Annotated in this window: 15 protein-coding genes and 1 pseudogene; 5 read left to right on the plus strand and 11 right to left on the minus strand. The window is 30.7% G+C overall.

Annotated features, from left to right (window positions below):
- Window positions 1-25 precede the first annotated feature (25 nt).
- Both ACQH1V_RS01815 and ACQH1V_RS01820 read right to left on the minus strand, forming a co-directional pair.
- On the minus strand, window positions 26-1,819 hold the full coding sequence (locus ACQH1V_RS01815) for a hypothetical protein (protein ID WP_425360620.1): 1,794 nt from the start codon (window positions 1,817-1,819) through the stop codon (window positions 26-28).
- A gap of 95 nt (window positions 1,820-1,914) precedes the next feature.
- Complete coding sequence (locus ACQH1V_RS01820) at window positions 1,915-2,112, minus strand: integrase core domain-containing protein (protein ID WP_425360621.1); 198 nt, start codon at window positions 2,110-2,112, stop codon at window positions 1,915-1,917.
- 455 nt (window positions 2,113-2,567) lie between these two features.
- On the opposite strand from ACQH1V_RS01820, the gene ACQH1V_RS01825 reads away from it, so the two are divergent.
- On the plus strand, window positions 2,568-3,548 hold the full coding sequence (locus ACQH1V_RS01825) for an IS5 family transposase (protein WP_094649552.1): 981 nt from the start codon (window positions 2,568-2,570) through the stop codon (window positions 3,546-3,548).
- 150 nt (window positions 3,549-3,698) lie between these two features.
- The gene (locus ACQH1V_RS01830; protein WP_425360622.1) at window positions 3,699-4,808 is read left to right on the plus strand and encodes an exo-alpha-sialidase; all 1,110 of its coding nucleotides are present in this window, start codon (window positions 3,699-3,701) and stop codon (window positions 4,806-4,808) included.
- A 35-nt stretch (window positions 4,809-4,843) separates the two neighbouring features.
- Here ACQH1V_RS01830 and ACQH1V_RS01835 read toward each other — a convergent pair whose 3' ends face one another.
- The 3 genes from ACQH1V_RS01835 to ACQH1V_RS01845 form a co-directional block, all read right to left on the minus strand.
- A complete protein-coding gene (locus ACQH1V_RS01835; RefSeq protein ID WP_425360623.1) occupies window positions 4,844-5,533 on the minus strand; it encodes an HD domain-containing protein in 690 nt (229 codons plus the stop codon).
- 145 nt (window positions 5,534-5,678) lie between these two features.
- The gene (locus ACQH1V_RS01840; RefSeq protein WP_425360624.1) at window positions 5,679-6,512 is read right to left on the minus strand and encodes an IS3 family transposase; all 834 of its coding nucleotides are present in this window, start codon (window positions 6,510-6,512) and stop codon (window positions 5,679-5,681) included.
- A gap of 175 nt (window positions 6,513-6,687) precedes the next feature.
- Window positions 6,688-6,819 carry a transposase gene (locus ACQH1V_RS01845; RefSeq protein ID WP_425360625.1) on the minus strand — a complete coding sequence of 44 codons (132 nt, stop codon included), beginning with the start codon at window positions 6,817-6,819 and terminating at the stop codon, window positions 6,688-6,690.
- Window positions 6,820-6,896: 77 nt separating this feature from the next.
- On the opposite strand from ACQH1V_RS01845, the pseudogene ACQH1V_RS01850 reads away from it, so the two are divergent.
- Window positions 6,897-7,145: pseudogene (locus ACQH1V_RS01850) on the plus strand (transposase); the annotation flags it as partial.
- 416 nt (window positions 7,146-7,561) lie between these two features.
- Here the strand turns inward: ACQH1V_RS01850 and ACQH1V_RS01855 are convergent.
- The 6 genes from ACQH1V_RS01855 to ACQH1V_RS01880 all read right to left on the minus strand — a co-directional run bounded on the left by ACQH1V_RS01855 (window position 7,562) and on the right by ACQH1V_RS01880 (window position 12,070).
- Window positions 7,562-8,095: a hypothetical protein gene (locus ACQH1V_RS01855; RefSeq protein WP_425360626.1), complete on the minus strand. Its 534-nt coding sequence runs from the start codon at window positions 8,093-8,095 to the stop codon at window positions 7,562-7,564.
- Window positions 8,096-8,163: 68 nt separating this feature from the next.
- Entirely contained in the window at window positions 8,164-8,475 is a 312-nt protein-coding gene (locus ACQH1V_RS01860) for a hypothetical protein (RefSeq protein ID WP_425360627.1), read from the minus strand.
- The gene (locus ACQH1V_RS01865) at window positions 8,457-9,896 is read right to left on the minus strand and encodes a hypothetical protein (protein ID WP_425360628.1); all 1,440 of its coding nucleotides are present in this window, start codon (window positions 9,894-9,896) and stop codon (window positions 8,457-8,459) included. The genes ACQH1V_RS01860 and ACQH1V_RS01865 overlap by 19 nt, the downstream gene beginning before the upstream one ends.
- A gap of 328 nt (window positions 9,897-10,224) precedes the next feature.
- Complete coding sequence (locus tag ACQH1V_RS01870) at window positions 10,225-11,100, minus strand: Rpn family recombination-promoting nuclease/putative transposase (protein ID WP_094649551.1); 876 nt, start codon at window positions 11,098-11,100, stop codon at window positions 10,225-10,227.
- Between the two features lie 26 nt (window positions 11,101-11,126).
- Window positions 11,127-11,690 (minus strand): recombinase family protein, encoded by a 564-nt coding sequence (locus ACQH1V_RS01875; RefSeq protein ID WP_425360598.1) that lies wholly within the window; start codon window positions 11,688-11,690, stop codon window positions 11,127-11,129.
- 209 nt (window positions 11,691-11,899) lie between these two features.
- Window positions 11,900-12,070 carry a hypothetical protein gene (locus ACQH1V_RS01880; RefSeq protein ID WP_425360629.1) on the minus strand — a complete coding sequence of 57 codons (171 nt, stop codon included), beginning with the start codon at window positions 12,068-12,070 and terminating at the stop codon, window positions 11,900-11,902.
- Window positions 12,071-12,171: 101 nt separating this feature from the next.
- Between ACQH1V_RS01880 and ACQH1V_RS01885 the strand changes: the two genes are divergently transcribed.
- Both ACQH1V_RS01885 and ACQH1V_RS01890 read left to right on the plus strand, forming a co-directional pair.
- Window positions 12,172-12,600, plus strand: coding sequence for a transposase (locus ACQH1V_RS01885; RefSeq protein ID WP_425360630.1), 429 nt, complete (start codon window positions 12,172-12,174; stop codon window positions 12,598-12,600).
- 147 nt (window positions 12,601-12,747) lie between these two features.
- Window positions 12,748-13,557 (plus strand): hypothetical protein, encoded by an 810-nt coding sequence (locus ACQH1V_RS01890; protein WP_425360631.1) that lies wholly within the window; start codon window positions 12,748-12,750, stop codon window positions 13,555-13,557.
- Window positions 13,558-13,623 lie beyond the last annotated feature (66 nt).

Consider the following 13,623-nt stretch of genomic DNA (forward strand, 5'->3'; position numbering starts at 1 on the left):
AGACTATAGCACATTCATTTGTTAGTTAAATATCATAATTATCTGATATAGGTTCAGATATACCACTTAAATTAATAGACTCACTATATCTCACATATTCGTCAGTAATCTGTTTTGCCCAAGTATCATCCAAATTGATTTCTTTTCCAATATAATCTTTAGAACCATTATAGTCTTTTTGTACTAACTCTACAAACGAGTTGAGTATTTTCTTAATTCCTTCTTGATTTGTATTGTGTGTACATCCTATTTTTATTGCCTTAAAAGGCATTAGTGAAATTATGATATGATTGATAATTTTTTTCTGTAATACATCTTTTGTATCCTGACTGCTCATTTCTGAACGAAATATTGCTGCATCGTTATAACCCTTTGCACCATTAACTTCTGATGTACGATATTGAATACCGTCTTGAACAGAATATTCAGATTTCCTTTCCCCGCTAGCGGAAGGGTAAACTTTAATTATAGTAGTATCATCTCTTTGTTTAGGTGCTAATACTTTTGCTTCCAATGGTTTGAAATCAAATACTGCATATAAATATTTTGCTGCATGATGTTGGAAAACATCATGCAAATTATTGTGAAAATCAATCGCCTGATTATATTTAGCAATATCTACATCATTTATTTTAATATTGTTTATTTTAATATTGAAATTATATTTAGTATTATACTGTTCCTGCTCTTGAGTATTCTCTATTGTGAAAATATTATAAAACTTACTTGATATTAACGAATTTATAATATATAGTGCCTTTACTGTCTTTTTTACTATCGATCCTTCATTATCTACAATTCTAATACAAGAATCATATTTTGACATATCCTCTTTGGTTATCTCATTATGAGATTTTACAGTATATCTCTGCTTTTCTAACTTTAATTTTGCAGCTTGTTGTGCATCATCTTTAGTTTCATATAAACGAATTTCTTCTAGTAAAGAATTTCCTTCTTCAGGAAAAGCAGCGTATTGATCCTGATTAAACAGAGTTAATATTATCCTAGCAATTCCTTCACAAGTTATTGTTATAGTATTAACATCTTTTGGATCCAAGATTTCTTCAGTAAGATATTTAATGCCATAATTAATATATTTCTCAAACTTAATCTTGAAGTCGTCTCTAGCCTTCCTTCTTTCCTCTTCTGAAAAATTTTGACATTCTTCGAATTTACCTATCAGTGCCTCATTGTATATTAAGTGATACTCATTTTTCTTTTGTGCCTTACTGATAGTAGAAAACATAAATGTTTTAGCTTCTTCATCCTGTAATGTAATACTGGATCTTAATTTAGAATATTGATCTGCTGTTAAGCAGATGCCTTCTTTGCTTTTTATTAGTGGCTTAATAGCTTCTACTATATTATCGATGTATGATATATAATCACTCTTTCCTTCTGTTGCCACAATTGTTGCTTTAATAGCTTTCTCTATGAAAGTATATGGGGTAACATGACGCATTTGCTTAGTTGAACTTCCTAATAATTTTGTACGTCCTACTATTGTGGTTTGATTATTACTTATATCATCGTTGATTATAATATCGACTAGAGCATCTTGACTCATATTGATTTTAAACAAATTTTCTAAAAACTTATAGATATGAGGTTTATGCTTTTTTATAGTATGGAAAGAAGTGCGAGGTGTAGAATGTTGTAATATACTGGAATCACTGATACGTTCTGAACTTGGTAACGAATCTAAAGACTTATCAGAACTTATACTTTGTTGTTTTTCTGTTTTTTTAATTTGTGCTGGTGACTTAAAAGGAAAAACATCAGACCCTTCTTGATTTTTTTCTAGTTCTTTTTTATCCATTATATTCACGCCCTATTTACTTATTTTAGTTTACGATACTGGACTGAAAAATCAAGACAAAAAAATAATAATTTTGTTTCCCATTTTTGCATTTTTCAATCTGCAATTTGTTCATAATTTTGCATAGAATTTAGGTAAATATTCATAGGTTTTTTGTAACCAATACTTGAATAGAATCTTCTATAATTATAGTGTTCGATATAATCATCAATAGCACTCTTTAGCTCTTTAACATCTTTAAAATCATTAATAAATATACAATTATATTTTAGAGTTCGAAAAAATCTCTCCATAATGATATTATCAATACTATAATGGACTGAAGAAAATGGACAAAAAAATAGAGTTATAAGTTTCCTAATTAAGAAAAAATTAGGAGAAAAAATGACAAAAGAAAAAGTAAACCGTTACTTTTATATTTACTACTATTTATTCATAAAGCTACATTCTGTAGACCAATTTTAGCAAAATAAAAGTAAAGGTTTTTTATCTCCTTAGGACTGGTTGTAACTTTTCTTGGAAGAGTATCATTTTGCTTTTCCAATGAGTTACAAATTTTAAGATAATAAATGCTTATCTTTTAATTCTTGATCAAAAATATCTTTACCAACTTTAGTTCATTGGTCTTTGATATAGGCTTTGTTGCATGAATCGGAATTTGGAGTAAATCGAGTTTTTGAATAAATAAAAAAAGCAGTGGAAATAGTAAAGTTAAGGAGTTAAGATATCCTCTTTTTTTAAGGTAAATATGCCGAACAAACACCAATATCCTTATCGTCATAAATTTGCCCGAGCTAAATACAAAATCAGTAATTCACGTGAGTACGATCAATCATTAAAAAATCGTGGTAGTCTAATAATTTGGTTTTCAGGGGAAGCGGTAGCAAAATGGAATAATCCCGTATCCGTACATAAGAAGCGGGGCGGTCAAGCGATCTATTCCGATCTTGCTATTGAGACATGCGTGAGGCTTGGATTAGTATACAAACAGCATTTACGGCAAACCGAAGGTTTTGTAGAATCGATTATAAAACTGCTGAATCTCGAGCTCAAAACGCCTGATTATACTACTATTTCAAGAAGAACAAAAAAACTTAAAGTGTCACGGCACCGTAGGGCAAATCGTGATCCCGTAACGCTTTGCGTCGATAGTACCGGTATAAAGATTTACGGCGAGCAGGAGTGGCAGGAAGAAAAATACGCACTGAAAGCAAGGAAATCGTGGAGAAAGCTTCATATCGCTGTTGATGAAAACGGATATATTGCAAGCTCTGAATTAACGACTCACAATATTAGTGATTGTGCTACGATAGGCACATTACTTGAGGAAATTGATAGTCCAATAGATACCGTACTAGCTGACGGAGCATATGACCAACCCTCTACATACAAAGCATTAATCGCCCATCAGAATCAACATGGTAATGAAATTCCTATAAAAGCAGTAGTACCGCCAAACTTAGGGTTCAGAGCAGAAATGCCCGATGACTCTAAATTAAGATTAGACAATATTCGTCTTATGGAACAAGGACGAAAGCGATGGCAAAAACATACCAACTACGGCAGGCGAGCCAAAGCAGAAAACGCTATCTACCGTTACAAATCAATTATAGGAAACAAATTAAAATCTAGAACTTTTTTAAACCAAAAAACCGAAAGTAAAGTAGCTGCTAATATTCTTAATATCATGACAAAACTCGGCATGCCGGATACCAAAAAATTTGCCTGATTTTTGACAAAAATTAAACAACACTTTCAAAATCTGATTCATGCAACAAAGCCTTGCTCTTGGACTATATTATTTTGAAAAATTAGAAAAAACTAACCAAAACATCTAAAAGAATTTAGATAAAAACAACTCCCTGATCATACAGATTTTATGAAAAAAAACATTCCTATATTAGAAACTAAAATAGATGAGTTTATTCTGTCTAACTCTGATCTTAAGGATGTTCACTCTGCTACTATATTTATTTTAAATGATCAAAAACTTATAGTTACATTTTTTGGTAAAAGACGATTTGAACCAGGTGTCTTAGAGGAAAATAATAGTATTTGGGTATGTCGAGGATTAAAGAAAAATAAACAATATCAATGGAATTCACCTCAAAGAATTGTTTCCCCACAATATTTTAAAGATCATCATATTCCTCTTAAAACTAACAACGGAACTATTAGTTGTGGAAATCCTGTATTAACACTATTTAATAATCAGTTACTAATTTTTAGTAAGATCGGACCTTACCCAAGAACATGGAGTGGTGTACTTTCTCGCTCCGATGATCAAGGACTTAATTGGCAAGAACCAGAACTTTTGCATGGAGTTTTAGGACCTACACGTAATAAACCATTAATTTTACAGCATAATATTTTTTTACCTAGTTCTAGAGAAAGCTGTATAGATGACTTCTCCTTTATTGAAAGTTCCTCAGACTTATGTACATGGAATATAAGTAATCCTATCTTACCGGATAATCCAAAAATCTACCAAAAAAGTTATAGAGGCTTTATACAACCAACCTTGATTAACAATAATAATACAGATAATAAAATTATAATGTTAGTTAGACCTAGAAATATTAATAATCCACTATTTTCTATACTTTATATACATAGAGCAATATCTATAAATAAAGGGATAAATTGGAGTAACCTAGAATCAACTGATTTATTGAACCCTGATAGTGCTATTGATGCTATCAATTTTCACAACAATATATTATTAGTATACAATAGAGTGGCAAATCGTTCCACATCGCGTAATATACTTAGTATGGCTATTTCTTTTAATGATGGATTAAATTGGTGTCCTATTATAATAAAAAACTCTTTATTTCCTAAAGGAGACATAGAATATAATGAAATTATCTCCCAAGAATATTCATATCCTGCCATTATTATGAATAGCGATACTCAAGAAATTCATGTAATATATACATTTAATAGAATTAATTTTAAACATAAAGTATTTCAACTACTCCAAAATTAATAAATTAAAGTAAATACATTATAAATATTAGTACTTTATACTATAAATATTGACTGAATATCATTATATAATAGGTTACTTAACCGTGAAGTATAAGATATATGTTTTCCATTAATAGTTATTAATGTTTTATCAACAAATTGGTTCTGATTTAGCACCCTCCAACATAATTTATAGAATTGTTTTTCTATTCCTGATACTCCTAAGTAAGGAGCTAAAATAATAAAATAGTTTAAAGTTTCCATTACAATTTTCTTAATCTTCTCAGGAGATTTAGCTCCTATAGTTTGCATATTATGGAGCCGATCAAATAACTTGACTAGAAGTACATCATATTTTTTCTCCTTATACAATAATTCTACTGTTTCTGCTGAACTAATCTTTATTCCTTTACCTTTTATCCTTGTTAAATCTTGTACTTGATTTGCTACATTTATTCCAAATTTTTCTGCTATCATTTCTTTAGTCAAGTCAGTATCTTCTATAGTATCATGCAGTATTGCTGTAACTATTATATCTGTTCTAAATAAATAATCAGCTACCATATAAGCTACTTCTATCGGATGAGAATAATATGGCTCACCTGATTGTCTCTTCTGGTCACCATGATATTTTTTAGCAAAAAATATAGCTTTTTTAACTAATGCTATATCTACTTTATCTTTTGCTCTCTCATTTAATATAAGAAGTTTATTAATTAACCGTTCTCTGTAACAACATTTCATATCATTCTTGACTTGATGATTCCCCTGCTATTGATACTTCTGCTGAAGTTTCAGATAAGCAATAATAATACTGAGGTGGTCCCCTTTGTCTAGACAAAAATTTAGATAAATAGAGATATAATTCTCAAAAATTAAATTGTTGTTTTTATACAATATTTTTTTCAAAATATAGAAATTCTGGAGTTTTATAATCCAAAGCTTGATGCATCCTTTGTCTATTATAAAAGTCCATATATTCGTTAATTGCCGTCTTTGCCTCCTTTACTGTTGTTAAAATAATCCAATAAATTTTTTCCTGTTTTAATGAACGCCAAAAACGTTCAATAAAAATATTATCTAAAGCCCGTCCCTTACCATCCATACTAATCAAGATATTATGTAGTTTTAGCGTACTAACAAAATTCTCCGAGGTAAATTGTACTCCTTGATCAGTATTAAATATTTTTGGCATACCATATTTTGCTATAGCGTCTTCAAGGGCTGTCACACAAAATTCACTTTCCAAACTAATGGAGATTCGCCAACTTAGAATATAACGACTATACCAGTCAATAATAGCTACTAAATATACGAACCCTTGGCTCAGTCTTATATACGTTATATCTGCACTCCAAACCTGATTTGGCAATACTATGTCTAATCCTTTTAGTAAATAAGGATATATTTTATGTACCTGATTCCTCTTGCTTAAATTTATTTTAGGATAAACAGCTTCAAGACCCATTATCTGGTAGTAACGTCTAACAGCTTTACGACCTACCGAAAAACCTTGGGCTTGTAAATATTTAGCCATCCGCCGCATACCATAATATGGATGCGTAGTATAGGTTTCATCAATTATTGCCATAATCTTGATCTCTTGTTCACTAATACCAGCTTCACTAATACCAGCAGGTTGATAGTAATAGGTTGACCTACTAATATCCAATAACTTACACTGTTGTACAATTGTTAACTTATTATGATTAGGCTCTATCATATTAGACCTAACCTTTAATTCCAAACAATGCAGATTTTTTTTTGAGCCAGTCACACTCAACACTTAACTGACCAATTTGCTCATATAGATTCTTGATTAACCCCTGCTGATTTGGATCAGCACTCTGTGTTTTATTCTTAAAACCTTGTACTAACAGTTCAAGTCCTTGTTTTTTCTAGTTACTTATCTGTGTTGCATGAACACCATACTTACTGGTTATCTGGGCTATTGTTAACTCTCCCTTAATTGCTTCTATGACAATTTTGGCTTTCTCCTCAGCACTATATTGCCTTACTTGTTTTTTCATCTCTAGCTCTCCCTGTTTGCTAGAGAATTCTATCTCATTTCTCTTATTTTTGTGTCCAAAATATGGGGACCATTATATATTTTAAGTATTCATCTGAGGTAAGAAAGCTAATTTATACTACCAATCCGATTGAGGGTTTTCACCGTCAGGTCAGAAAATATACTAAAACTAAAGGTGCTTTTACAAGTGAAAATGCCTTGTTCAAATTGGTTTTTTGTGCTATAAAACAGATTACAGCAAAGTGGAATATGCCAATCCCAAATTGGGCGGTAACCGTTTCCCAGCTAGATATTTTCTTCCCTGATAGGTTGAATTTTAAACTATGATATTCTATACTGACACAGCTCAGCGAACGTTCTCCCAAAATTAGGTCATTAAAGAGTAATTTCTTCAACAATGTTTAATGTTTCTTTAATTGGTTGTCCTAAACGTGATAGTTCAGACGTAATCACAACATCTTCAATTAACAAGATAACTTTTTATTTATCATTTTCAACCCAAGGATGTGATTTTTGCATCTTTAAAGCGAATTATATGCAATAAAAAGGTGTTGTTAGTTAAATTTCTTCTGGACACGTAAAAAGATACAGTCAATGTCTTTTCGAAATCAAGCCTCTACACTTAATGGTCAATAGTACAAAATTTAAAGCGGATAATTAAAGTTATTTTTTTAGTTTTTTATCCGTTATTATTAATAATATAAAAACAATTGTAATCCGTATAGGTATCTGTTGTTGTGATGTTATAAAGTATCTACCATGCTGCCACTTGGTCCATCATCTCCTATAGTAGTAACTTCTGTTGATGGTTCATGACAGACAATTGATAAGGCTTGCTTTACTATTCCTGATATTTTAGATTTATAAGTTTCGTCTGTTAACTCTTGATATTTAGTACGTAGTAACTTATTAAGATCACTATGCATAGCACTTCCACCTTCCTGTACACATCTGTATTTTTGTGCCTCTATTATGGCATTTGCTAAAACTCTGCATTCATTTATCTTTAATTTTTGATTATTATTGAATTGTTCATGATCTATGGCATTAATAAGGTTTTTTAATGTTTGGAAATTATTTGTCATAATATATCCAGTTATTAAGGATTTTTCTGCTTCATAAAATGCAATTTTTGATTGAGAATTTGTATTGGGGTTATCCTGAATTAGATTTTCCTCTACCCATTTAGTAATAGTTTCAGGGGCGTTATAAATACTACGGGTTAGAAATCTTGAATGACTTCCTTCTAAAACCATTTGTAAATTACTTTTAGGCATACAATACTCTCCTGAAATATTTTTTAATAATAAGTTACTAACTGTGAGTTTAAGTATATATTTAAATATTATATCTCATAATTATCTATTATAGGTTCAGATGCACCAGTTATGTTAATAGATTCATTATATTTTACATATTCATTAGCAATTTGTTCTTTCCACTGCTTATCTAACATTATTGTTTTCCCATTACAATCTTTAGAGTCTTTATAATCATTTTGTACCAATGTTAGAAATGTATTAAATATTTCTTTCATTCCTTCTTGACTGTCATTTATCGTACATCCTACTTTTAATTCTTTAAAAGGTATTAGAGAAATTGTTATATGATTAATAACTTTTTTTTGTAATATATCTTTTATAGTATTGTTATCCATGTTTGAACGAAATATTGCATTATCGTTATAACCTTTTCGAGCATTATATTGTAATTCTCTATATATTTTTCCTTCTTGTACTGAATACTGTGCTGTTGTTGTTCCGCTGGCAGAAGGATATATGCAATAGTATTATGAGCGTCACCTTTTTGTCTAGGGGTCAATATTTTTATTTCTAATGGTTTAAAATCAAACACTGAATATAGATGCTTTGCAACGTGAAATTGGAAAATATCATGTAAGTTATTATTAAAATCAATTTTTGTATTATATTTAGTAAGTTTTACACTTCCTATTTTAATATTAAAATCATACTTAGTGTTATACTGATCTTGTTGTTTGCGTATTTCTTCAGTTAAATCGTCAGTATCTCGCTTGCTAGATATTAAAGAATTTATAATATCTAATGCTTTTGCTGCTCTTTTTACTATTGCCCCCTCATTGTTAACAATTCTAATACATGCATCATATTTCGTTTTAATATCTAGAGCAGGACCTTTGGTAATTTCAGCATGATTTTTTATAGTATATTTCTGCTGTTCTAATTTTAATGTTGCTGCTTTTTTTGCATCATCTTTATTATCATATACACGAATCTCTTCTAATAAAGAATTGCCTTCTTCAGGAAAAGCAGCATACTTATCCTGATTAAATAAAGTGAGTATTATTCTTGCAATTCCTTCACAGGTCATTGTTATAGTATTATGATCATTTGGATTTAATATTTCTTCAATAAGATATGCCATGCCATAAGTAATATACTTACTAAATTTAGAGCTAAAATCTGACTTGGCTTTATCTTTTTCATTTTGAGAAAAATCATTATGATTTTTAAATAGTGTTATAAGGATATCGTCATGTATTAAATAATATTCTCTGCTAGTAGTAGATAATTTAAATACTTCTTGTTCTTCAGTTTGTAATGTGGCGTTAGCAACTAGTTTTGAGTATTGATCATGGGTCAGACATATTCCATCTTTGCTTTTTATTATAGGTTTAACAGTTTCTAGTATATCATTTATATAAGATTTATATTCTTCTGGGTTTTTTGTTGTGGCAATTTTCTCTTTAATAGCTTTTTCTATGAAGGCATACGGAGTTACATGGCGCATTTGTTTTGTTGCACTTCCTAATAGTTTAGGACGTCCCACTATTAAGATTTGATTATCGTTTATATCCTCATTAATTATGATATCTACTAAAGCATCTTGACTCATATTTATTTTAAAGAGATGTTCTAAAAACTTGTAAACATATGATTTATGTTTTTTTGTAATATGCGAAGAAGCTGTAGGCGTAGAGTGTAATACTTCAGCACTGCTGCCGCTAGGCAGATTTATCGATGAGCCTGAAGATTGAGTGGAGATAATACTCTGCTGACTTATAATACTACTTGATTCCCTTTTACTTTTTTTATCCATAATTTTACATGTATTATTTAAAGTTTTTGCCCTTTCAATATAAAAATGTTAAAAAAGACTCAAAGCGTCATGCTATCATTTCTAGTTTTAGAAAACAATAAACTTTACAATTTTATTTATATTTAGATAAAGCAACATTAATTCTGTAAATTCACATTTTATCGTTCATTTTTTTATGTATTAATATGTAAATAAGGTTTATCAGTAATCCAATCATCATTAATTTCTGAGAGGATAGCGGTTATCAATCGTATACTTGCAGTAAAACTGCATAAGCTTTTCCTCTGGTTTTAAATACTATCCACTTAAGACTCAAAATTTTCCACACTTACTTGGACAAAGACTCAATTTGCGACCGACTCAAGCCGGTAGATTGAGTAATAAAGTCAACAGATAAACCAGCCTTTAGTAAATTTTTAACTATCTCAGCTTTGCCTTCATCAATATACTTTTGTGCAATAGTTCGCATAATGTTACCTTGTTCTTCTTCCGATAAATATTTGGCTAGTACTTGCTCTAATTCTAATTGCTGTTCTTCTTGCAACTTAGCGTCAGTATACCATAAAAACGATTCTAAGTAAATATAACCATTCTCTTTATCTATTAACACTTCTAGCTTAAACCTTCTTAAAAACTCCTCCCACAATTTAAGCATATCTCGTTGATGTATATGCTTCATGACATAGCTCATCATTCCTAAATGCTTCTGCTGAACTATCTCATCATCCGACATACTCTGTAAATCTACTAATTGATAATCTGACACCATTAACTCTTTAGCTTGCATAGGGTCAGTAAACAATTCCCATATGTTTCTTGGTGCACTATATTCCTCTACACCGTTATACATAATCATTGGGTAGATTAGTGGTAGCTTATCATTATTCTTTTTATGTCTTTCGCATAATAGTAACGTATATTTCCAAAGCCTTAGTGCCATCCAATAATCACTTGTTGACTGATGGTCTAATAAAATGTAGATAAAAGCACTCTCCTTATTTTTAGTGCTTACAGCATAAACTATATCACTATATTTTCTTCTCAAGCTCTCTTCAATATAACTTTCTTTCTCTACTTTAATTTTTGATAAATCTAACTGTTCTTTAAAATTACTCGGTAGATAATACTCTAAAAATTCTTGTGCAGCTATTTCATTGCCCATAATTCTTTTAAAAAGCTGGTCATGTTTAGGTTTTTTTGGCATTTTGCTACTTACTTGTTATCTATCATTTAGCCAACATTTGATCGCTCTTCTTTGAGTATCTTATACACAGCAGCTCTACTGATACTCATTTTTTTAGCTAAACTAGTTCCAATAATACCTTGTTCATGATATTGCAGCAATTGCTTTCTATCAATCCTGCGTTTAGCTCCAAATTTTATGCCTTTGAGCTTTGCTTCAAGTCGCCCCTCATTGGTACGCTCTAAAATCCTCAGACGTTCTGCTTGTGCTACTGCTGATAAAATGGTTACTACCATTTTACCAGCAGCTCCTTCCGTGTTAATACCATCATCTAAGAAACGTACCCCTACATTCATTTTATCAAAGTGATTAATCAGGCTGATCATATCTGCTGTATCCCTACCTAATCTATCCAGTTTAGTAATTAACACTGCATCACCTTCCTCAACTTTCACCATTAATGATTTTAGCCCTTCTCGTTCAAGATTACTACCTGTTGTTTTGTCAGAAAATATTCTTGACTCGATAACCCCAGCTTTTTTGAGAGCCTGTTTTTGTATTTCTAATGATTGATCGGAAGTTGATACTCTTGCATAACCAAATAATCTCATTTTATCTATCCAAATACGTATATTAAATCAATTCGTTTACTATCTTGTCTATTATATGCCAATTTACAATTTAATCTACAGTATATTTAGTACTTTTTCTATTATCTTCTAACTTATAAATTAGTACACATCAAATAGATATCAAAAAATAACTTGCATCACTAGACCTAAATCCTGTAAATACACTACTTTTAGTAAACAACTCTATACTATAGAGAAGGACCTTCGAACTCCTTGGATATTACTCTTTGCTGGGCAGCAAATTTATCTCGACCTTGCTGTATATGTTCTCTAGGAAAAAACTCATTATTCTCATGCACCTTTAATGCATAATCTAGTAACTTTAACTGACATGTAAATGATCTCCCGTCTATTATCATCTCTTTGCCTGAGTGAATATCATTTAAATGTTGCTTTAGCCTATCAATTACATGGATATGATATTGATGCGTTAAACTTTGTAACGCACTAGCACTATCTAATGATGAGCTATGTCATGAAGCATATACATCAACGAGATATGCTTAAATTGTGGGAGGAGTTTTTAAGAAGGTTTAAGCTAGAAGTGTTAATAGATAAAGAGAATGGTTATATTTACTTAGAATCGTTTTTATGGTATACTGACGCTAAGTTGCAAGAAGAACAGCAATTAGAATTAGAGCAAGTACTAGCCAAATATTTATCAGAAGAAGAACAAGTTAATATTATGAGAACTATAGCACAGAAATATATCGAAGAAGGTGAGTTTAGGGGTATCCAAATAGGTGAAGCTAGAGGCATGCAGATCGGAGAAGCTAAAGGGAAATATGAAGTAGCAAAAAATATGTTCTCAAATAATTACTCTATCCCTGAAATCTCTCGTATTACCGGTTTATCTATTCAGGAGATCAACAATCTGCTTAAATCCTAGTTCTTTGTCAAAGGGGTAAGCCCTTTGACCTGGTTCTGTCGCATCTGTTGCAGCAATTCGAAATATTAGAACAAGGACTGAAGTCTTTCCCAGCTGAAGCTGGGGGTTTTAACCAAAAAGGTGACTATAAAACACTAGGGGGTTATAATGATTAAAGCTACACCATGGTACTTGCAATATAAAAAAGTCTATAAACTTAATTATTTGTTAATAATTATTTGTTTAATACTTTGTCAAGTAACTTCAATATTAGCAAATAATTATAGTCATGATTATAAGACATTAGTGCATAATGAAGACTTTAATTTTGTCTGGGGTAAAGATTTAAATAAATATCGACCATTTACTGCTAATATAGAGCTTGCACAATTTAATGGTGAAGATTTTGGACCTCAAGGGGAAATTGCTGACAGATATAATTGGGCAAGAGAAGTAATATCTTATGATGAGTTAAAAGTAAGATTGTTAAATAGTGCTAAACTTATTAATTCAGGACAACAAGTGAAGCTGATTAATAGAGTGCAAAGTACTTTAATCGAAGATATATTAGGTTTTAAAAAAAGTTATAATGTGCAAACAAGTCTTGAATTCTTACGAAACATAAAGATTAAAAATTTAGAACAAAAACTATTATCAAGGGTTTTAGCATTATCATCATATGATGCTCTTGATAAAGTGAGCTTAAAAAAACAGGATGTAGTGAAAGTAATATATAATGACCTTTATTTTATAGAGAAAGATCTTTTGCCACAAGCTAAGAAGAGTAGTGCTGCTAATTTCATATCATTTTGTCTATATCAAGATAGTCAAAGAAGAATTAGAATACATAAAATTATGCCAAGTATACAAAAACATGATGAGTTTCCTCATAATCATTACGGCTCTTCTGCTAGCAGTTTGTTAGCAGGATCACTTGTGAACCAACATATGCCGTTATCCCAGCAAAATACGCATTAGATGCTAACTTTGGCTTATATTTATTAACTCGCACGAGTTTTACTGGACCTAGGGAAGAACAAACAA

It is taken from the genome of Candidatus Tisiphia endosymbiont of Ceraclea dissimilis (genome assembly GCF_964030735.1).
GTDB lineage: Bacteria > Pseudomonadota > Alphaproteobacteria > Rickettsiales > Rickettsiaceae > Tisiphia.